General features: G+C 39.5%; 13 protein-coding genes. 9 read left to right on the top strand and 4 right to left on the bottom strand.

The annotated features are described in order from the left end of the window. The first annotated feature begins 77 nt into the window (after nt 1–77). The gene (locus R4Z09_RS25975) at nt 78–1,910 is read left to right on the top strand and encodes a SpoIID/LytB domain-containing protein (protein WP_338449583.1); all 1,833 of its coding nucleotides are present in this window, start codon (nt 78–80) and stop codon (nt 1,908–1,910) included. Nucleotides 1,911–2,506: 596 nt separating this feature from the next. Further along, nucleotides 2,507–3,958 carry an S-layer homology domain-containing protein gene (locus R4Z09_RS25970; protein WP_338449582.1) on the top strand — a complete coding sequence of 484 codons (1,452 nt, stop codon included), beginning with the start codon at nt 2,507–2,509 and terminating at the stop codon, nt 3,956–3,958. Between the two features lie 222 nt (nt 3,959–4,180). Here the strand turns inward: R4Z09_RS25970 and R4Z09_RS25965 are convergent, their stop codons facing one another. Continuing rightward, complete coding sequence (locus tag R4Z09_RS25965; protein WP_338449581.1) at nt 4,181–5,737, bottom strand: sensor domain-containing diguanylate cyclase; 1,557 nt, start codon at nt 5,735–5,737, stop codon at nt 4,181–4,183. Between the two features lie 476 nt (nt 5,738–6,213). Here R4Z09_RS25965 and R4Z09_RS25960 point away from each other — a divergent pair, with 476 nt between their 5' ends. After that, nucleotides 6,214–8,676, top strand: a complete 2,463-nt coding sequence (locus R4Z09_RS25960) for an S-layer homology domain-containing protein (protein ID WP_338449580.1) — start codon at nt 6,214–6,216, stop codon at nt 8,674–8,676. A 115-nt stretch (nt 8,677–8,791) separates the two neighbouring features. Here R4Z09_RS25960 and R4Z09_RS25955 read toward each other — a convergent pair whose 3' ends face one another. Further along, complete coding sequence (locus R4Z09_RS25955; RefSeq protein WP_338449579.1) at nt 8,792–9,238, bottom strand: hypothetical protein; 447 nt, start codon at nt 9,236–9,238, stop codon at nt 8,792–8,794. Nucleotides 9,239–9,612: 374 nt separating this feature from the next. On the opposite strand from R4Z09_RS25955, the gene R4Z09_RS25950 reads away from it, so the two are divergent. The 3 genes from R4Z09_RS25950 (at nt 9,613) to R4Z09_RS25940 (ending at nt 13,456) form a co-directional block, all read left to right on the top strand. Continuing rightward, a complete protein-coding gene (locus R4Z09_RS25950) occupies nt 9,613–10,686 on the top strand; it encodes an S-layer homology domain-containing protein (protein WP_338449578.1) in 1,074 nt (357 codons plus the stop codon). Nucleotides 10,687–10,910: 224 nt separating this feature from the next. Further along, on the top strand, nt 10,911–11,987 hold the full coding sequence (locus tag R4Z09_RS25945; protein WP_338449577.1) for an S-layer homology domain-containing protein: 1,077 nt from the start codon (nt 10,911–10,913) through the stop codon (nt 11,985–11,987). 401 nt (nt 11,988–12,388) lie between these two features. Next, on the top strand, nt 12,389–13,456 hold the full coding sequence (locus R4Z09_RS25940) for an S-layer homology domain-containing protein (RefSeq protein WP_338449576.1): 1,068 nt from the start codon (nt 12,389–12,391) through the stop codon (nt 13,454–13,456). A gap of 143 nt (nt 13,457–13,599) precedes the next feature. Here the strand turns inward: R4Z09_RS25940 and R4Z09_RS25935 are convergent, their stop codons facing one another. Then, nucleotides 13,600–14,892, bottom strand: a complete 1,293-nt coding sequence (locus R4Z09_RS25935) for an S-layer homology domain-containing protein (RefSeq protein ID WP_338449575.1) — start codon at nt 14,890–14,892, stop codon at nt 13,600–13,602. 317 nt (nt 14,893–15,209) lie between these two features. Between R4Z09_RS25935 and R4Z09_RS25930 the strand changes: the two genes are divergently transcribed. Both R4Z09_RS25930 and R4Z09_RS25925 read left to right on the top strand, forming a co-directional pair. After that, on the top strand, nt 15,210–16,112 hold the full coding sequence (locus tag R4Z09_RS25930; protein ID WP_338449574.1) for an S-layer homology domain-containing protein: 903 nt from the start codon (nt 15,210–15,212) through the stop codon (nt 16,110–16,112). Between the two features lie 409 nt (nt 16,113–16,521). After that, complete coding sequence (locus tag R4Z09_RS25925; RefSeq protein ID WP_338449573.1) at nt 16,522–18,693, top strand: 5'-nucleotidase C-terminal domain-containing protein; 2,172 nt, start codon at nt 16,522–16,524, stop codon at nt 18,691–18,693. 154 nt (nt 18,694–18,847) lie between these two features. Here R4Z09_RS25925 and R4Z09_RS25920 read toward each other — a convergent pair whose 3' ends face one another. Beyond that, nucleotides 18,848–20,275 (bottom strand): N-acetylmuramoyl-L-alanine amidase, encoded by a 1,428-nt coding sequence (locus R4Z09_RS25920; protein ID WP_338449572.1) that lies wholly within the window; start codon nt 20,273–20,275, stop codon nt 18,848–18,850. A gap of 303 nt (nt 20,276–20,578) precedes the next feature. Between R4Z09_RS25920 and R4Z09_RS25915 the strand changes: the two genes are divergently transcribed. Further along, nucleotides 20,579–22,258, top strand: coding sequence for a S8 family peptidase (locus R4Z09_RS25915; protein WP_338449571.1), 1,680 nt, complete (start codon nt 20,579–20,581; stop codon nt 22,256–22,258). Nucleotides 22,259–22,412: the final 154 nt, after the last annotated feature.

The following is a 22,412-nucleotide window of genomic DNA, read 5'->3' as shown; positions in this document are numbered from 1 at the left end:
AAGGTCATACAATCGTAATAAATGAAATATTTTTGTCATTTCCTGCTTTTATCATTTTTTATTCTTGGGGGGATTTTTTGCTGCATCGTAGAATTTTATCATCATTTCTATTCCTCGTTTTGTTTATTTCTCTCATTCCAATTCCTCATGGTGAAGCTGCATCAGAGCCTGTTATGCAGGTGAAGCTTAATAACTATTTGGGTAATCAAACCCAAGTAAATCTCCGGGTACAAGGGGATTATGTTACATCTGAACATAAAACTTTATTGAAAAACAACAATCAGTATACATTAAAGCTTGAAAATGGAAAGATTAAATTAAATCAAGGGTCGACTTATATTGGACAATTCGATTCGTTAATCTTGAATCCGGCTGCTGAAGGTAACCTTCTTTTTATCAACCAACGTCCTTACAGCGGTTCCTTTCAATTTGTCCGCGAAACGGTGAACAAGAAAGAAGTTATCCGGCCGATCAACAGTATAAGAATGGAAGAATATTTAAGAGGAGTTGTGCCGTCTGAGATGTTTTCAACGTGGCCGAAGGAGGCTTTAAAGGCACAGGCGGTCGCGGCAAGGACATATGCATTCAAACATAATGCAACTGGGATAATCGATGATACGATTACTTTCCAAGTATACGGAGGGTTCCAAAGCTATCCGAATTCAGACACAGCCATCATGGAAACGGAAGGCCAGGTCCTAAAATATAACGGAAAGCTGATCGATGCCGTTTTCTCAGCCAGTAACGGCGGAAAGACCGAATCAAATGCAAATGCCTGGGGAGGCACCCAGGTTCCTTATTTTAATGTAAAAATTGACGATTTTGACCCAAAGACACAATGGTCATTTGAATTGAAAAAAAGGCAAATTGATTTAACTGGAAAAAGTCTCTCAGACTATCGTCAATGGTGGAGCACTGTCAATGAAAAGGATAAGGTAATTACTGATCAAATCAAAACATGGTTAAAGAATAATGGCTATATGGGGAAAGAATTGAAAATTGTTTCCATTCCTGAATTGTCTTTTTCCGCACCTTCTAGCGGAGGTCGGGTAACAAAAGGATCGATTACCATTGAATTTTTAGTAAAGGATCTTGTTGATTCTAGCGGTGGTTTAATACTGCAAAGATTCGAAGTGATGAACGGGTCAGCTTCGAAAATTCGGGCAATGGTCGGGAATCGTACGATGCTTAGTTATTTAGTAGAAAAAACGGAAAATACAACGGATATCATTAAAGTTCAAGGCCGAGGGGACGGTCACGGTGTTGGTTTAAGTCAATGGGGAGCGAAGAAACGGGCAGATGCCGGACAAACCGTGGGGCAGATTCTTGGATTCTATTATCCTGGAACAGAGCTGATAACAGAGTACACAATCGGAATCCCTGGCATGAGAGACGTTCGGGAGGATTACCGTTTTTACCAAGAAATCGCTTATTTATTAGAGAAAAATATCATTACTGGTTTCCCGGATGGAAATTTCGGTCCGGAACAAACGGTAACACGGGCCCAAGCCGCGATTATGATTGGGAGAGCTGCAGGCCTTGATGGAACCCAAAGGGATACGATTTTCGCAGATGTCCCAGAAGCGTCAAAAGCATCCGGATATATTGCATCTGCTGTAGAAAAGGGAATCATTTCAGGGTTTCCGGATAAATCGTTTCGTCCTGATGAACCAGTGACGAGAGGTCAGATGGCAATTTTCTTGGCAAAAGCTTTTGAACTAGAACGAGAGGTGCCACTGACCTTCACAGATATAAGTGAAAACAGCGCATCTTATATTTATATTAAAAGAATTCTTGCAGAGGGGATCACAAACGGTTACCCTGACGGCACCTACAAACCCGAACGATCACTAAAACGCTCTGAATTCTCTGCCTTCATGGCCAGAGCAATCGATGACCAATTTAAATAGAAGGAGAAGTAGGTTTTCAATATAAAATAATAGGAATGGACTTGTGTGACGATTGAAAGTTCCGTGGAGAAATCTCTGCGGGCTTTTTTTATATATTATTGGTGGAAAGCTTATATTTAGTAGATAGGCTGTTGGTTTAATTACGAAGGTGAACAAGAAAAAAAGAATAAAAAGGAAGAAATATCTCAATGGCTTACCAACCACAGTTTCCATTCAATACTATCTTTTCCTTTTTATCCTTTATATTATTATACATATTCTTAATAAAGAACACATGGGTAATTTGTCGGAATATTTAAATACCTTTTATTGATAGAATTTATATGGATAAGTAGTGATTATAAAGACCTATATGTAATAATGATAGATTAATTGTTCTTTTTAGGGAACACACAATAAAGTGTAAGGATAATATTTTTATAAGAGAATAATTTTTACACTAGATTCTAATTTTACCGATGTAAAGTGATGAGGGACAGTCCCCCAGCGCTTTAACGCGCCGGGGGACTGTCCCCCGCTGCTTTAGAGGGTAAAAGTGTACTTGATATGGTACTATATAGATAGATTAGTATAATAAGAGTTAGGAGAATAGTGGAATGAAGTTTTCGGTTTTAAAGGTTGGGGTTGTTACCTGTTTAGCAACAGGTTTGTTTTATGATGTAGCTTCTGCAGAGACAGGGCAAACATTGAAATCTGCATCATCTTATAATGAAGTGGATCAGCATGTGAATCCTTCTTTGCAAGAAATTAACAAATTATTGACGAGTGCTGCATTAAAGGCAGGGATTCCACCTGAAGTGGTTAAAGCAGTGGCAGAAAAAGAGTCTGGTTGGAAGCAATTTGATGAGAATGGGAATCCTATTGTTTCTGAAGATGGTGGGATTGGTATCATGCAAATTACCAATCAATCAGGCTATGACAAAGAGAAATTGAAAATGGATATTGCCTATAATATTAACGCTGGTGTTAAGATCCTAAATAGTATGTATGAACGTACTGACTTGCCAAAAATCAAAGGAGCCGATAAGCAAGTTATTGAAAACTGGTATTTCCCGGTGATGGCCTATAATGGAACAAAACCGGTTAACAGCCCGCTTTATCAAGCGACGAATGAGGTAAATCATGACGCATATCAGGAACAGGTTTTTGCTCTGATAGAAAAAAACAGCTTTTTAGGCGAAACTCAATTGGGTGACTTTCCATTCAGCGCCGCTGATTTTGAATATGATCCTACCAGTGATGAAAATATTAAATTTTTAACGGAAGAGTATACATTGAAGGAAACTCATGACTCTGTTTATTCATTAAAAACAGGAGATCAAGTTGAAACGGTGGGAAATACCAATTTACGCCCACAGCCTAGTACACAAGGCGGCATCTCGTTATCCGAGAACACTTCTTTGATTGTTACAGGAGACTTTCTCTATGATCAAGACACGAATAGTAAAAACCAATTTGTTTGGGTGCCGGTAAAAACAGCTGATGAAAAAAATAAAGGTTACATTTCCTCCGCTTATATCAAAAAAGTAGACGATTTGCCGTCCACATCCTTCACTGATGTTTCGGCAAAATATCAGGATGCAGTGAACTTTGTTGTTTCTAAAGGTGTAAAAGGGATGTCAGACAACACTTTTGGAACACAAGCAAACATTAAACGGGTAGATGCTGCTGTTATGATTGCAGAGGTGCTTGATCTTGACATCGATTCCGCACCTGCTTCTGGATTTACAGACGTCCCTGAACGTGCCGTCAAACATGTAAATGCACTGAAGGCAGAAGGTATCACAAGTGGAAAAACAGAGACTACGCTTGATTCTCAGAGTGAAATCACTCGTGGTGAGCTTGCCATCTGGATTCAAAGAGCGTTTGAACTTAAGGCTGGTGAAAATGAATTATCATTCAATGATGTAGGGGATCGTTATAAAGAAGCCGTCTCAGCGCTTGTAAACAACAATGTAACGAATGGAACATCAGACACAACATTTGGAACCCGTGATCTTGCAAAACGTGGTGACTTTGCTCTTTTCTTGTATAGAGCTGCTCAATAAGACAAGTGGGAATCATTGAGAAAAAATACTTTGAATAAGTGAAACCGGTGTATAAATTTCTCAGATTCAGTGAAAAAATACAAGAAAAGCTCACAGCCTTTTTTAAGGTTGTGAGCTTTTTCTCTTTTACCCGTTTGACTATGATAACGAGACAACAGATTGTCCTTTCATAGAGTAAGCATCAAAAAAGAAGCAGAAGAACCGTCCCCCTGCTTCCTAACTTTATTCATAAATCGTCGTTTTGTTTTTGCCGGTTCGTTTGGATTGGTAGAGCGCGTTGTCTGCTCTTTTGATGATGTCTTCTGGAAATTTGTCTTCTTTTCGTCGGGTGGAGATTCCTAGAGAAATGGTCATTGGGTAGCCGGCCGGGCTTGGTGTGTAGGAAAGCTTTAGGCGCAGGCGTTCTGCCAATGCGTAGGCATCCTCCACTTTTTTATCTCTCAAAAGGATGGCAAATTCCTCTCCGCCGTAGCGGTAGCATAGGTCTTCTTTTCTGGTCACGTCAGCCATGATTGAGGAAAGAAATCGTAATACATCATCACCGACTAAATGACCGTGCTTATCGTTGATCTTTTTAAAATTATCAATATCAATCATAATCAATGCAAACGATATTTTCCGTAAATTCAAATCACTTATTTCTAAATCAAATGACCTGCGATTGCCTAACCCAGTGAGACCGTCCTGTTGGATTTGTGTATTCAATAATTGAAAATGCTTCTGAACATGCTGGTATAGCTGCTTTACCTCGTATATTTGGGACTTGATATCTAAATGTTTAATCGAGTAATCAGGTTTATTCGACTGAATCGCTTCCTCCGAATATCTCGCTAGTCGGTTAATTGGTTTCGCGAGGTGATTGGTAAATAACCAGGCGAGCAAATAGATTAATAATAGAAGCGGGAGGGAACGAATAATTATCTTTTTGGTTAGTTCCTTAAGAGGCTGTTCAATGACAGATGTAGGAGTTTGCGCGATAATCCCCCATCCTGTCTGCTCCACATTGGCATATCCCGAAAAATACTCAATTCCTCTGCTATTGACGATTTCGGCTGAACCACTTTTTCCTTGAAGGACAGCTTGTACAAGTGGATGATCTCCAACCGATTCATTAATGCGGCTGGAATCAGGATGATAAATAATCCTGCCGGAGCGATCAACAACAAAAACAGAGGATTCATCATGAAACTCGTGCTGATTCAGGATCCGTTTCAGTGAACTGTCGCTTTCTAAATAAATGGTTCCGTCCACAACGCCTTGATATGTCCCTGTTTGATTAAAAATAGGATAGGAAATGAGAACGACTAAGTTTCCGGTCTGCGCCGTATAGGGATCAGAGACAAACGGCTTTTGCTCCTTTAAAGCTTGCTTCATAAGATCTGAAGTAATTTGTACTCCAGGCTTTACACCACCTTTATTATTCGATATTGCCGGCGGGGTCATTAACTGCACAACACCGGTTTCGTCTGTAGTAAAAAGAGAGTTAAAATATCCGGCATTGGCTTCTTTCCAGCTATCTAAATCCTCCTGACTAAATTCTTTGCTGCCGAGAATCTTGGCTAAGGTCCCAAGATTTTGTTGCATATTGAAAAATAGGTCACTTGTACTTAATGAAACTTTTTTCGCATAACGATAGTTATTTTTAAGGTAATTTTCAGTTAAGGTGTCTTTTAATGCATGAACAGATAAATACCAGTTCACAATAGTTGTGCTGCAAACGATAAACACCGCTAATAAACTAATCGCAAATTTTAGCTTAATCCCCTTTTTTATTGACATAGATGTGTCCTCTCCTTCGCAGCATCGAAACACTAATATAGTATAATTTTACCAAAAATATCTTTAGGTTAATAGCCCTATGTACCTATAATGATTTTTTATATAATTAACTTCTTAATCAGAAACTAACAATTAATAAATGAAATGGACAAAGAATATATACATTAGGATAATCGCAATATGCTATATAGAAGAAAGTCGGATTTGCACCATTAGATTTTTTTAAAAAAATACATGGTACAAATAGGGAAATATAGTGTAAATCTTATTATTTCAAGGGTTGTATGCAATTTGTTTGGGGGATAATGGATTTAATTCCAACTAATAGGATGAGCGACAAGAGCTTCCAAAAACATAGGTCTATTTTCCTGTTATGATTGGTTCATAGCTTGATTGACACAAAAACTTAACAAGTTAATTAAGCTTTAAATCTACTAAAAACTAAAACTAACAAACACATTGGAGGAATCATATTAATGACTAAAAACTCAAAATCAATGAAAAAATTCCTAGCAACTGCAACTGCAACAACAATCGTAGCTGGCGCTGTTGCTCCTATGGCATTTGCTGCTAACCTAACTGACATTGATGGACATCGTCATGAGGAGGCAATCAATGCTTTAGTAGAAAAGGGAATAATTTCTGGTTATGAGGATGGATCATTCCAACCAAACAAGGTAATCACTCGTGCTGAAGGTGCGATTATGATTGCACGTGCGCTTGGTTTATTAGACGGAAAAAATATCCCAGACAATACTTTCTCCGATGTTGGTGAAAACTCAAAAGCATATGAAGCAATTGTAAAATTAGCTGATTTAAATATCGTAAGTGGTTTTGGAGATGGAATTTTTGCTCCAAATGAAAAAATCACACGCGGTCAAATGGCAAAATACATTGCCAATGCGTATGGACTTGAATTAGGCGACGGAAAAACAGAATTCCCTGATGTAGCTGAAAATGCTAAATTAGCGCAGTATGTTGATGCAATCGCTGATGCAGGCATCGCAAGCGGTTATGAAGATGGTCGATTTGGTTATAACGATCAGCTTAAACGCGGTGACTTTGCTAAGATGGTTTATAATGCGGAAAACCTTAAAAAGGTAGAAGTAACTCCTGCTGTTGATAGTGTAAATGCGCTAAATGCGAAGCAAATTGCTGTTGAGTTTAATACTGCTCTTGCAGAAGGAACAACTGCTGCAGAATTAAAAGCTGCTTTCTCATTAGAAGGTAAAAATATCGTTGCAGCTGAGCTGTCAGAAGATAGAACAACAGTTATCTATACACTAAATAGTACAGAAGTTGACAATGCAGTTGTAACAGTTTTACCTTTAGATACAGATAATAAAGATGATGACAACAAACCTGTTAAAACTGAAAAATTTGTTTCTCTATTAACTTTCGATGACGTTGTTGCCCCTTCTGTAGTAGAAACTTCATTTGATAACTATAATGAAGCTGGTACTACTGCAGATGCTACAATTACTTTTGATGAAGAATTATCAACAATTGGAACTGTATCAGTAAATGGTGTTCAAATAACTCCTAAAGTAGGCACAGATTCATTTACTTTGGAAGGTTTAGAGGTTGGTAAAACTTATACAATTGATATCGTAGGTGCGAAGGATTCTGCATCTCCAGCTAACAAAGCAGAGCATTTAACATTATCATTTACTGTACCAGCAGAAGAGGTTGATTCAACAGTTCCAACAGTATCCACTTCAACGAATGGAAATAAATTAACATTAACTTTCTCTGAAGAAGTAACAAAAGGAAATGTTACAATTGGTGGTACTCCAGTAAAAGCAGCTAATATTACAACTGATGATAATAAAACATTTGTCATTGATGTTCAAAAAGCCAATGATGGTGCATTTTTTGTAAACAATACAAACTTCTTTACTACTGAAGTTGTTGTAAATGGTTTTACAGATGAAGAAAATGCCATGAAAGAAGTAAAATTTAATTCTACTTTCACTGCTGATAGAACAGCTGCATCATTAGCACGTGCAACTGCAACAGAGGATGGAAAAATTGTTCTTGAATTCAATGAAGAAGTGTCTGAGCAAACTATCGATGCGTTGACAGTTAAGACAATTGATGGAATTACCCAAAGCGCTACAACTTTAGACGTAACATCTGCTGTTCATCCTGTAGTGGATGGAGAAGAAGTATTAAATAAATTAGAACTAACTTTAGATAATGAAACTCAATTACAAGTTGATAAAAAATATGTAATTGAAATAGCTAAAGATGTAGTAGCAGATAAATACGAAAATGTGAATAAAAATGTTATGAACTTTAGTGTCGTGCGCCCAGCTGCAGCCGGTGTTGAAGCGGGTGAAGTGATCACTACAACAATTTCTGAAGAAAATAATGTTATTGAGATTGTTTTCGCTAATACAGATGAAGATGGTATGAGTGATTCAGTAAAAGAAGCATCAAACTACACAATCGGCGGTAAGGCATTACCAGCTGGTACTGATATTGATTTTATTGATAACAAAAACAAAGTAAGAATTACACTACCTGAATCATTTGTATCAGTAAATGGAAATTACACTTTTGTCGCTTCTAATTTAGAAGATGCATTTGGTAATACTCTTGCAAAAGGTGAAAACACAGCCGAGTTAGGTTTAACAGAAAACGTTGCTCCAACAGCGGATACATTAACTGTTGATGGCAGCAATAAAGTGGTTGTAAGTTTCTCAGAATCAGTCATTTCTAATGACTTAGATAAAGATACAAATGCATTAGAAGGAATCACAGTGAAAGTCAATGGTACAACTGTTGCAACTACTAATTCAATCGAGTCAGGAAAACTAATCGCAGCATTACAAAACGCTATCACAACTACTGATAAAGTAACTGTTGAATTTAACAATGCTGAGTTAACTGATGCAAATAATAACCAAGTAAAGAACATTAGCGTAAATAACTAATTGCTAAAATAATATGATTCAAAACAAAGGGGACAGTCCACCGGCGCGTTAAAGCGCTGGGGGACTGTCCCCTTTTCCTTTAAAGGATTAAAGTCCTTTTTTAATAAGGATGGATTTATTGATTTCCATATAATTCTTTGTATGCGATGATTTTGAGAGCCATGATTTCTTCTTCTGAGAAGTCACCTGATAATTCCTGGATGATTTCTTCTTGTGTGGCAGTTCCATTTTGTGCTCTTTGTACAACATCGTTTAATTTGGTAACACCTACTCGATCAACGACTACTTCAACTGCTTCTTCTTTTGTATCAAAAGGTAGTTGTTCCGTTGAAGCTTGATTGTTCAAATATTGTTTAGCTTCAGGATTTGTTTCAATCTCTTTTATAAATGACACAAGTTCAGGGTTACTTTTAACCATCTCTTTTACTTCATCTATTTTGCCGGTAGACTCCAATTTTTCAGTAACCTTATCAATCGCATAGTCTTTCCCAAAATGATAAACACCAAACCCGACAGCAATTAGAATAACGACCGGAATTATAATCCATTTCACAAACTTCATTTTGATTCTCCTTGCAATAATATTGTAGGAAGCTGGATTCCTTTTGATGAAAATCTAAGTTTAATTCTAACAAAAAATAATTAAAAAAGCTTCTCATAAGGGTGATTAATGTCATTTCCCTGAAGAAGAAAGAGACAGTTCCCTCGCCGCGTTAAAGCGGCGGGGGACTGTCCCCCACTGCGTTAATGTGGTAAAGATGCACCGATAAAAAGGCAATATTTACGCGTGTTTTTTGGCTTTAACTTTTGCTATGATTCATTTGTTGGACTATTGATATAATAATGCTTCTAGATAATTTTTATATTTAATAGAAATGAATTTTGATATAGTATAAAATTATATTTTAATATTTTTTTATTTAGGGGGATTAGCTTTTGAAAAAGGTAAGTTTGTTATTTGTGTTATTTATTTTCGCCTTAAGCAGTTTTGGTGGAAGTGCCCTGGCATCCACATTTTCAGATCTTCAAGAAGGCAAGCGCTTTTATGATGAAATGGTCTACTTGGAAGGTGAAGGGATTATTACCGGTTTCCCAGACGGAACATTTCGTCCTGATGAAGAAGTAACTAGAGCTGCGGCAGCGATAATGATCGGTAGAGCGTTAGATTTAGATGGGAAACAACGGGATACTGCGTTTTTGGATGTTAAAGCAGATCAAAAGGCAAGCGGTTATATTGCGTCGGCTGTTGAAAAGGGAATTATTCAAGGTTTTGAGAATAATACGTATCGTCCTAATGAAACAGTGACGAGAGGGCAAATGGCGATATTTTTATCAAGAGCGTTTGAACTGACAGTTGAATCTGATGCTTCTTTTAAAGATATCTCACCATCTATGAAGAGCTATACACATATTAAGAAAATAATTGCGGAAAATTTAACCCAAGGTTATCCGGACAACACATTCCGTCCTGATGTAAAGGTTACAAGAGCCCAGTTTTCTGCATTCTTAGCACGGGCATTGAATGATGAGTTTAAAGTTGAAATCCCTGCACAAATGAGCTATTTAAAAGATCCAGCAAAAGTGTACTATTATGAGTCTGATTATATGGGAAGTTATTATATGGAATACCCGAATGAAGAATATGATGGTTGGAATTTATGGGATGTTTACTCTGACTATGGTTACGGCTATGAATATGACTATTCATTGCTAGAAAGGCAAGACAGCGAAGGGTATTACTTAGGATATCCCGAGTCCGAATATTATATGGATTTAAAATATCCAGTATATGTTGGCCAAACCTGGGGTACAGGTTATGAATACGAATATCAATACGTCATTACCGCAACAGGTTTAACCATCACCACCACTGCCGGTACTTTCGACAATGTAGTTGAAGTAACTGGAAATGATGGATTCATTACTTATTTTGCTCCGAATGTAGGCCGGATAAAAGAAGTGTATGACGGGAATACCGTAACAGAATTAACTCAAATAGAAAATAAATAATAACTGATAAAAATGAAAGGACAAAACCAGAGCGGCATACAACTCTCTGGTTTTGTCCGTTTTATATTTAGCGCATTAAAGCGGCGGGGGACTGTCCCCCGCCGCTTTAATGCGCTAAACAAGAATATTGTCGATAAAAATCTAATTTATATGTTAATTTCTTTAATATAATCAATCTGGAGGATATTTTTTCCTTTAGGTTAGAGGGGAGGAATGATGAAGTTTTGAAGAAACTAAGACTGCTATTTTTGTTGGTTGTGTTAACTTTGGGTGGTGGCATGGGTGTGAGTGCGTTGACCCCACCGGTGTATTCAGACCTCGATGGAGGCCACCGGTTCTATGATGAGATCTTGTATTTAGCATTTAAAGGTGTCGTTAAGGGATATCCAGATGGAACGATTCGGCCGAATGAAGAAGTAACCAGGGCTGCAGCTGCTATTATGATCGGCAGAGCACTGGATTTAAATGGTGAACAACGCGCTACGAAGTTCTCTGATGTTGGAGCAAACCAGGTTGCCAGCGGGTATATTGCTTCTGCGGTTGCGGAGGGAATTATTCAAGGATATCCTGATGGAACCTATCGTCCAAATGAAACGGTCACAAGGGGACAAATGGCGATTTTCTTATCAAGAGCCTTCGACCTGACTGTTGAAGTCGATGCACCTTTTACAGATATATCGTCTTCCATGGCAAGCTATCCGCATATTAAAAGAATCCTTGCCGAAAATATTACCCAAGGATATCCGGACAACACGTTCCGTCCGAATGAAAAAGTGACAAGAGCGCAGTTTTCCGCTTTCTTAGCAAGGGCACTAAACGATGAATTTAAGGTCGATTTGCCGGTTTCTTACCTAAAGGATACTAGCAACATTTATCAATACCATACAAATGAAAATGGCAACATCTCATTTGTATATGCCGATGAAGATTATCCGGATTGGAATCTTTGGAATGTGAATGATGAATTTGGAGGCTCCTATCAGGTTGCTGAAAGACAGGATGAGGAAGGATATAAGCTGGGTGCGCCTTATTCTGAATATAGGCTGCTGCTTGCGAATCCTGTAGAAGTTGGTCATGCTTGGGACATAGAATACGGGGACGAAATTCTTGCTTCCAACGAAATCACAGCAACAAACCTGACACTTACAACTCCTGCGGGTACATTTAAAAATGTTGTAGAAGTGACAGATCAAGAAGACTTGGTCACCTATTTCGCACCAAATGTAGGAATTATCAAAGCAGTGAGAGGCGAAGAAACATTAATTGAAGTAACAAGAGTTATTGTGCCTTTTGTTAATTAATTTGAATAATAAAGATAGAAAGTACTGCTACTTTAACGCAGTACATAAGTGAGGGACAGTCCCCCAGCGCTTTAATGCGCTGGGGGACTGTCCCCTAATGCGTGGAATCAGACGCTTCTTTTTGAGATATCTCAAGGATCTAACGTAAAAGAGTTATTTGATATAGAAGATCAACAATAAATAATTTATTAAGGATAAAATTGGAGCGGCATACTTCCCTTCAGTTTTGTCCTAATTTGTTTGTTTAGCACATTAAAGCGGCGGGGGACTGTCTCCCGCCGCTTTAATGCGCTAAATAAGAATATTGTCGTTAGAAATCTAATTTATATGTTCATCTCTATAATATAATCAATCTGGAGGATATTTTTTCCTTTTAATCAAAGAGGGGGAATGATGTAGTTTTGAAGAAACTAAGACTGCTATTTTTGTTGGTTGTGTTAACTTTGGGTGGCGGCATGGGTGTAAGTGCGACACCACCTGTGTATTCAGACCTCGATACAAGCCATCAGTTCTATGATGAAATCTTGTATTTAGCATTTGAAGGGATCGTAAAGGGTTATCCTGATGGATCCATTCGACCGAATGAAGAAGTGACAAGGGCTTCTGCTGCGATTATGATTGGCAGGGCGTTGGATTTGAATGGTGAGCAGCGGGCGACGAAGTTCTCTGATGTGGGAGCAAACCAGGTTGCCAGCGGATATATTGCTTCAGCGGTTGCGGAGGGAATTATTCAGGGATATCCTGATGGAACCTATCGGCCAAATGAAACAGTCACACGGGGACAAATGGCGATCTTCTTATCAAGAGCCTTCGACCTGAACATGGAAGTAGATGCACCTTTTACAGATATATCGTCTTCGATGGCAAGCTATCCGCATATAAAAAGAATTTTTGCTGAAAATATAACACAAGGTTATCCAGACAACACATTCCGTCCGAATGATAAAGTAACAAGAGCTCAATTTTCCGCTTTCTTAGCAAGGGCACTAAATGATGACTTTAAAGTGGGTTTGCCGGATTCTTATCTAAAGGATACGAGGAATATCTATCAATACCACTCTAATGAAAATGGCAACTTCTCGTTTGTTTATGCCGGTGAAGACTATCCGGACTGGAATCTTTGGAATGTAAATGACGAATTTGGAGGCTCCTATCAGGTTGTCGAAAGACAGGATGAGGAAGGATATAAGCTGGGTGCTCCTTATTCTGAATACCGATTAATGCTTGCGAATCCTATTGAAACTGGTCACACTTGGGATATCGAGTATGGAGATGAAATTCTGGCCTCCTACGAAATTACAGCAACAGATTTGACGCTCACAACACCTGCAGGTACTTTCTTAGAAGTTGTCGAAGTGACAGACCAAGATGGCATAGTAACCTATTATTCGCCAAAGGTAGGAATCATTAAAGCTGTGAACGGTGAAGAAACATTAATTGAATTAACAAACATCATTTTTGTTAATTAATTTGAGGTAAAATGATATTTGTTAATTAAAGAAGACATCACTGCTGCTTTAACGCAGTGCATAAGTGAGGGACAGTCCCCCGGCGCTTTAACGCGCTGGGGGACTGTCCCCTACTGCTTTAAAGGGGTAAATCACCCTTTTATTTATTTAAAGCTGTCATTCAATGCACGAGAAAGCATGATGGAGAATTCGGCTCTTGTGATTGGGTCATTTGGTTTGAATGATCCGTTGCTGTAGCCGATGGTGATGCCATTTTCGGCAAGGGTGCTGATGTAGGATGCAGCCCAGTAGTCGTTGCCGACATCGTTGAAGCTCTTGCTTCCAGTGCCTTTCAATTTAAATGCTAGGACTAAAACTTTAGCCATTTCAGCACGAGTTAAAGTATTTCCCGGATTGAATGACTGATTGTTTCCTGCAAAAACGCCTTCCTGCGTCATTTTTGCAATCACATCATAGCCAAAAGTGCTTTCTGTTACATCAGCATAGTTTGGATTTGGCGCTGCATCATCGCTGTATACAATCGCACGGTTTAGCATGATCGCGCTTTGGACACGTGTAATCAGATCATTTGCACCGAAGTTTCCGTTCACATATCCTGCAATAATCCCTTTTTCTACTAAATACTTAATCTCATCTTGTGCAACTTCTGGAATTTCATCGTTAAAGCTTGCTTTTTTCCCCACATTAATTGACTTCCAGAAGTCATTGGCAATCGCAAGATAACCTGCTTGGTTTGGATGAATATCCTGAATATTCGGCAGGTAGCTAATAGCATTCTTTGCAATGGAATCCGCTGTAGAAACAAAAGTTGCGCCAAACGGTTTTCCTGTATCAGCGATAATTTTGTTTAATGCATCCAACAAAGGTAAAAACTGTTCTTTATACTGGCTAGGCAGAATCGGAAATGGATTATAATAGCCCATCACATAAATTTCTGCTTTCGGGTTAAGTTCTTTAATTTTTGTAAAAATAGATGTTAGATTTTGCCCCACTGCAGTCATTCCAGCAGTAAGCTTTTCTTGATCATATGTCACTTTTAGCTCTTTACGATCAAAATTTATTAGTTGTAAAAGATCGTTTGCCCCGGCATCAATCGTAATGATTTCAGCATTCTTAATCGCTTCTTGAATCGAAACTCCATTTTTTACCGTATTATTTTGGATATCATTTAAAATCTGAGTTGTCGTATATCCAGACACAGAAAACTGCTTATTAAAGCTGGACAACACGCCAATTTTATTTAACTGGCTGCTAATATAATCCGTGTAGCCTTTTCCTATTGTTTGATTATATGACTGCCCAGCCGCAAGCGAATCTCCAAGTGCAAGATAATCTACTTTCTGTGTGTCAACACTCTCCGCTGAAGCCACTGGAGCGACCAGCATAGACAAAGCCATGGCAATAGATAAACCGAGTTTCGTACGTTTACTCCTCAATTGAATTCCACCTGATTTTTTGAATAAATAACGTTATTACATTCGCTGTAAAGTAACAAAATCCTCCTAGTAATTTATGAGAAAATAAGACTATAAAAATAGGGAATGATTTCCAAAATTATCATGTACGAGCTTTTCTTTTACATTGGAATTGTTAAAAATGTAAAGAACGTAAAGATACTATTAAGTTATTTAAAATAGTATAGAAAATTCTTACTGGTTTGATAGAATGACTGATAGGATAATTTGCCTAGTTTTAACAAGTTTCTCCTGTTGAAAATGGCAAGAAAAATCACATCTTAGGGGGATATTCAAGTATGAATTTTCAATTTCGTTCTTATCGTAAATTTCTAGCAGCAGCTGCGACGGCTGCGATGGTCGCAACCGCTGTTGTACCTGCAGCTTCAGCAGCAAGTTTTCCAGATGTATCTGACCGATATGAAGAGGCGGTAGATTATTTAGTAGCTAATGATATAACAAAGGGCTTAGCAGATGGTACATTTGGTACTCACGCTCAGATCAAACGTGCCGACGCTGCCGTATTAGTTGCAACAGCATTAGGTTTTGAGAACTTTGGTGCTCCAGACTCCGGCTTTACGGACGTACCAGAACGCGCAGTGAAAGCCATTAATGTGTTAAAGGATCTTGGTGTTATCAACGGTAAAACAGCTGATACTTTTGCGCCACATGATTCGTTGACACGTGCGGAAATGGCGAAAATCATTGCTATGGCCTATGACCTTCCGCTTGAAGGCGAGGCACACCCATTCACAGATGTCAGTGCCACTTTCACAGATTATGTGAAAGCTTTATACAATGCAGGAATCACCAATGGTAAGAGTGAAACTGCTTTTGGAGCCAATGACCCGATCACACGCGGTGAATTTGCTATTTTTATAAAAAAAGCAGAGGAATTTGAAGTCACGCTTCCGGATGTACTTGTTTCCGACGTGGCTGGATTGTTAAATGATGACAACACCGTTACGATTACAGGAAAAGCTGAAGGTGTGGAAAAAGTAATTGTTACGCTGCCGAATGGAACAGAACCAATCGAATTAAAGGCTGATGTTGTGGATGGCGAGTTTTCAGTTACAACAGCACTGCCAGCTGCTGGAATTCAGGATGTGGCTGTTTATGATGAAAAAGGAAAGCTTTTATACGAAGGTGTAGCGGATAGAGTCGTTGGTGCCAAAATTAAGATGGCACAAATCAATCGATAAAATGATAAGCTCTGTAGAGGTAAGTCTCTGCGGGGCTTTTTTAGTAACAAAGTAACTTGCAGCTGCGGACAAACTTCTTCTATACTAATTCGTACTTACAAGATCCTTTTGTTTTAAACAACATATTAATAGATACAAATCGTCCTGTCTTAAACACTTTTCCAAATCCCATTCGTGATACAAATTCTCTCCGTTTCTAAAACCTTTCCAAAACTTTTGTAAACTAGTTAAAATTTATGTAAAAATACTGAAAATTTACGAGTATAGGTCTTGTTCTCTAGTATACTTTCTCTAGGTCATTCTATTTAATAGTTTAGGCTTGAGTATTTTAAAAGAAACAAATTTCCAGCTCATGTCCTGGGAATTTTTCGAAGAATAAAGACCAGCAACGAAAGGAAGGATGTAAAGAATGAGAAATAAGTCTGCTTTATATAAAAAATTTATGACAACTGCGGCAGCAGCTGCGGTGGTGACATCAGCGGCTGCTCCTTGGGCGGCAGCAGTAAACCCATTCACAGACGTACCAGAGCGTTATCAGGAGGCGGTAGAGTTCCTCATCTCAACCGGAGCAAAGGGAACAACAGCTTCTTCATTTGGAACCTATGAAAATATTAAACGTGTGGATGCCGCTGTTTTATTAGCGAATGTATTGGGTTTGGACATAGAGAATGCCGCGGATTCAGGATTTAAGGATGTACCGGAACGTGCGGTTGGTGCTGTGAATGCGCTGAAAGAGGCGGGCATTACAAATGGGAAATCAACAGAATCATTCGGAGCTCAAGACCTCATTACCCGCGGGGAATTAGCGATTTGGATCCAAAAAGGCTTTGATTTACAAGAAAAAACAACGCTGCCTTTTACAGATGTCTCCGAACGTTATGAGCAGGCTGTTCAGGCGCTGCTCGCTCATGAGATCACTCAAGGTATTTCAAAAACTGAATTTGGTGTCCATCAGCCGGCTAAACGCGGTGACTATGCAGTTTTTCTATACAAAGCATTCCAAGCCCAAGATAACGACAACTTTGAGCTTTCTATCATGCATACAAATGATACCCACGCCAATGTAGATAAGGTAGCTAAAAAGGTTACAGCGATTAAAGAAGTGCGTGCCGAAAAGCCGGATGCCCTTTTAATTGATGCCGGGGATGTATTTTCTGGTACATTGTATTTCAATGAGTTTCATGGACAGGCAGATTTAGAGTTTATGAATTATGTAGGCTACGATGTCATGACCTTTGGAAACCATGAATTCGATTTAGGCTCTACACCGGAAGGGCATAAGGGTTTGGCTGATTTTATCAGCGGTGCTTCGTTCCCATTTGTAAGTGCGAATATTGATTTTACTGGCGACAGTGATTTGGCAGGTCTTTTTAAAAATGAAATCACAGACAAGCCCGAGGAAGGTACAATTTATAACGGGATTATAAAAGAGGTAGAGGGAGAGAAGGTTGGGATTTTCGGTCTAACAACAGAGGAAACCGTTGATCTATCAAGCCCGGGCTCTGTTCAATTTGAAAACTATATCGAAGAAGCGGAAAATACTGTCGCAGCATTTGAAGCAGAAGGTGTTAATAAAATCGTTGCTGTTACACATTTAGGCTTCGATGACAATCCGGAAAAGGATAATGACCAGCTGCTTGCTGAATATGTAGATGGAATCGATGTGATTGTCGGCGGTCACAGTCATACAAAGTTAGATGAGCCGGTTGTCGTTGCTGAGGACGAGAATGGGGCAGCGAAGGACCCGACAGTTATAGTCCAAGCCTATCAATATAATGATTACCTGGGAACGTTGGATGTTGAATTTGATGAAAATGGCCGTGTGGTTGGACAGGCGGGGGAATTAATCAAGATTGCAGATAAAGAAGAAGATGCTGTGGCGGCTGAGATGCTGAAGGAGTATTCAGATGTGATTGCAGAGGTAAAAAATACTTCAACAGGTGCTGAGACTGCCGTTGAATTGCCAAATCCTCGTCTTTCCGATGAAGGTGCGACTGTCAGCGTACGAAACAGTGAAACCGCATTAGGGAATTTAATTACGGATGGAATGCTTGATAAAGCGAAGGAGTATAATCCAGATACTGTCATTGCCCTGCAAAATGGCGGCGGAATCCGGGCAGCGATTGATAAGGGGGATATTACCCTTGGGGATGTTTTGACGGTGCTTCCATTTGGCAATACACTTGCAACGATGGAATTGACGGGTGCGCAGATTGTGGAAGCTCTCGAGCATAGTGTCAGTCAGGCTCCAAAGGAGAGCGGTGGATTTTTACATGTATCCGGTATGAAATTTACATATGATAGTTCAAAGGCTGCGGGGAGCAGAGTGGTCGCAGTGGAAGTGAAGAATGAGAACAGTACTTATACAGCGTTGGATCCTGAGGCAAGCTATGCCGTTGCTACGAATGCCTTTACAGCAAAAGGTGGAGATGGCTATGATGTGTTCAAAGAGGTCTATGAACAAGGTCTTGTCACCGACCTAGGCTATGCTGACTGGGAAAACCTGCGAGACTATGTGGCAAAACTAAAAACCGTTAACCCGCAAATTGAAGATAGAATTGTGGATGTAAATAAGAAGTAAGTGGTGTGTGTGCTTTAGTGCATTAAACCATTGGGGGACAGACCCCCAGCGCTTTAAAGCGCTGATGGGTCTGTCCCTTTGTTGATGAGTAATATTTTCTGTTGATTTTAAGATAACAAAAAGTCCCGCATGGATTGTGCGGGACTTTTTGTTATTATTTACTATAGTAGCTTTGGATTCCTCTGAAAATAGCTTCTGCAAATAATTCTTGGTATTCTGCTGATGTTAGTTTGGCTAGATCGTCAGAATTTGAGATAAAGGCTAGTTCTACAAGGACGCTTGGAATATGCTGCTCGCGGATGACGAGGTAATCGTTATCCTTTACACCTCGGTCCTTTGTTCCGATCAAGGCGATCAGTTGTTTTTGAATTTCAATCGCAAGCTCTCGGCTTTCGGCGCCGTTATCATTTTCAGACGTGTCATAGTATGTCTCTGTTCCGGAAGCGCTTGGAGTGGCTGCGTTGTTATGAATGCTGACAAACATCTCAGAATAGTTGTTAATGGATGTTTGAACACGGCCGTCAAGTGTTGGGTAGGTGTCACCCGTTCTTGTCATAACCGTTTTTGCACCGGCATTCTTCAGCTTTTGTTCTAATATCTTTGCAACAGTTAAAGCAATATCTTTTTCCTTGATACTTCCGTTCATTGCGCCTGGATCAGTGCCGCCATGTCCGGGATCAATCGTAATAATCCTGTTTTGCAGGACACTGCCGGAAGTATTTTTCAACTTTAAGTACGTTTTATGTACATAACCGGTTTTACCATTATAAGTTACTTTTGCCCAAAATCCATTGATGCTGTTAACAGTAACGACTGCATTTTGCGGGATGGCTATAACTATTCCATAACTGCTGCTTGGACCTGAACGCATGTTTAATACATCAGCCGTTACTTCCCCCGTTAATCCTGTTACTGGAGCTGGCTCAGGTGCAGGTTCCTGTGCTGTTATTTTGAATTGATCATCCATTGCGCGGCTGATAAAAGCAGATAATTCAGCTCTTGTGACATTTCTACCTGGTTCAAAAACATTACCATTCCCATTTGAAATACGCTCATTATAAAGGGTTTGAATATATGAAGCAAACTGATAGGTGGAAGGAACATCTGTGAAGACTGTTTGTGAATTTTGAGATATTTCCAAGTCAAATGCTTCAACAATGATTTTACTCATTTGTCCTCTTGTCAAATACGTATCAGGTCGATAGGTATTGTCCGTTGGATAACCGTTGATAATGCCAAGCTGGGCAGCGCGCTCAATATAGCCTGAGAAGAGATTTTCAGAAGTATCATTAAATGTGGCTGACGCCGGGTGATACTCCGTTTCTTGAATGGCATTAATAATCATTTTTGCCGCTTGGCCCCGTGTGACAGGATCTGTTGGTTTAAAAAGATTCCCCTCATAACCATTAATGATTTGACGTTGATACAAGTACTCAATTTCAGCCTTCGCCCAATAATCATCGGGCACGTCAGCAAAGGTAGTTTGGGCCTGAACGGTGCGGCCATTTTGAAAGCCAAACATACCAACAATAGCCAAAATAAACATGCTGACGCTTAATAATATTTTGCCGTACTTCGACATTTTCCTGCTCCTCTCATCAAATATCATCTATCAGTTTATCAAAAGTTAAACACTGATACTAGTATCTTCCGTATTAATATATGAAACCGTCAATTTTTTACTAAAAATAGGATGGAGGATGTTGAATGGAGTCGAATGACAGGAAATTATTTTAGCAGAATATGTTAAAAGATGTATGTGTTTTTTGTAAAAATTTTACTAAAATTATTTTGCTTGATATTTTCATAGAAGGCTCAATTGCCTCTAGGAATAGTGTATAATTAGCTAAAGTTGGTAGATAAATAGATAGAAAGGGGGATTGGCGTGTATAAGCAAAAATATTTTATGATTTTGCTATTCTTGTTTCTAGTGCTTATTCCTTTTAAAGCAAACGGTGAGCAGCTAACTGAACGGGTTATTATTATTTTTCAAAATGAAATAGATTATAGTTTACTAGAAAATAAAGAGATTGAAGTACATCATGTGTTTGAGGATTTGGATGCCGCTTCTGTCACCATTCCGGTTGAATGGGAGGATGACCTTCTTGATCGTGCCAATATTCAGTTAATTGAGCCGGACTCTGAAGTGAAAACGACCGCTCAAGAAATGAGCTGGGGCTACCATGCGCTGGGCTTAGCGGATTTTAAGCAGACGGGTTACACAGGGAAAGGCGTTAAGATCGGAATTCTTGATACCGGTGTCCGCGTTGATCACCCTGATCTCCGGATTGCCGGCGGGGCTGTTTTTGTTCAAGGTGCAGCCTCTTATAATGATGATAATGGACATGGATCCCATGTGGCTGGAATTATTGCGGCCCAGGATAATGACATCGGCGCAGTCGGAGTTGCGCCAGGTGCCGAAATCTATGCGGTAAAGGTTCTTGATAAAAACGGAGAAGGAAATCAGTCCGATGTGGTAAAAGGGATTGAATGGGCGATGGATCAGGGATTGGATATTATTAATTTAAGTATTACGTCCCAAAATGGATCCTATTTATTAGAGGAAGCGTTAAAAAAGGCCCAAAGTCAAGGAATTATCACGGTTGCAGCTTCAGGGAATTATCCTACAGCGCTTTATCGTAATTTAAATGTTTTATATCCTGCCCGTTATCCTTCGGTGCTGGCCGTTGGATCCGTCACGTGGGAGAATAATCATTTTTCCCGGTCATTATTTTCTTATTTTGGCCAGGATTTGGATTTTGTTGCACCTGGGGAAGAGATTTACAGCACCTATAATGGAACGGGCGCTTTGGAGTATGAATACTCAACAGGTACTTCCATGGCGTCCCCTTTTGTAGCCGGAATGGCTGCCTTGTATAAGGAGGCCTATCCTACTTTGAATTCACAGCAAATCAAGGTTCATATGGAAAAATCAGCTGAGGATTTAGGTGCGCCTGGAAAGGACATGGAGTACGGATACGGATTGGTTCAGCCGCCTTTGAGTAAGGAAGTGGTGAATGTATTCTCGGATGTGGCGGATGATACCTGGTATACAAAAGAAGTAAGCGATCTTTTTATGAAGGGAATCATCAGCGGGGATAATGACGGGAATTTTAATCCATACAAGCCCATTACCCGTGCTGAAGCCGTGACGATGATCGGCAGGGCTCTAAAGTATTCCGGTGCGCAGACAGTTACGAAGTTTTCTGATGTTCCTGCTGGGCATTTTGCTTCAGGTTATATTACCAGTACGACGGATGACGGAATTATCAAAGGATATTCGGACGGTTCGTTTAAACCGAATCTTAATATTATCAGAGGCGATGTCGCCGTCATTCTGCAGCGGGCCTTCGGACTGCCGAATGCCGCCTCAAGTCATTTTGCTGACGTCTCAGATCAGAAACATTATTTCAACTCAATCAACAGTTTGGCCGAACAAAACATCACCAAAGGATACTCAGACGGCACCTTCAAACCAGACCTAAACATCACCAGAGCCCAATTCAGCGTCTTCCTATCCAAAGCCATGGCCCAAAACCAAGGGACTGCCACCCCAGCGCATTAACGCGCCGGGGGACAGTCCCTTGTCCGTTTAACGCGGTAAAGGGGTGGGGGACAGACCCCCACTCCTTTAAAGAACTAAAGCACGGGCATATTTCTATGTAAATATTTTTGAGTTTTATAAAGGAAAACAAAGGAAAACAAAAGGGTTTGTCGAA

The sequence above is a fragment of the Niallia oryzisoli genome (assembly GCF_036670025.1).
GTDB classification, from domain to species: Bacteria; Bacillota; Bacilli; order Bacillales; family Cytobacillaceae; genus Bacillus_BD; species Bacillus_BD oryzisoli.
This window is presented reverse-complemented; position numbering and strand designations above follow the sequence as displayed.

What these genes read in the sequence shown, in the direction of transcription:
- R4Z09_RS25970 (WP_338449582.1), top strand. Translation starts at nt 2,507, where the DNA reads ATGAAGTTTTCGGTTTTAAAGGTTGGGGTTGTTACCTGTTTAGCAACA.
- R4Z09_RS25965 (WP_338449581.1), bottom strand. Translation starts at nt 5,737, where the DNA reads ATGTCAATAAAAAAGGGGATTAAGCTAAAATTTGCGATTAGTTTATTA.
- R4Z09_RS25960 (WP_338449580.1), top strand. Translation starts at nt 6,214, where the DNA reads ATGACTAAAAACTCAAAATCAATGAAAAAATTCCTAGCAACTGCAACT.
- R4Z09_RS25955 (WP_338449579.1), bottom strand. Translation starts at nt 9,238, where the DNA reads ATGAAGTTTGTGAAATGGATTATAATTCCGGTCGTTATTCTAATTGCT.
- R4Z09_RS25930 (WP_338449574.1), top strand. Translation starts at nt 15,210, where the DNA reads ATGAATTTTCAATTTCGTTCTTATCGTAAATTTCTAGCAGCAGCTGCG.
- R4Z09_RS25925 (WP_338449573.1), top strand. Translation starts at nt 16,522, where the DNA reads ATGAGAAATAAGTCTGCTTTATATAAAAAATTTATGACAACTGCGGCA.
- R4Z09_RS25920 (WP_338449572.1), bottom strand. Translation starts at nt 20,275, where the DNA reads ATGTCGAAGTACGGCAAAATATTATTAAGCGTCAGCATGTTTATTTTG.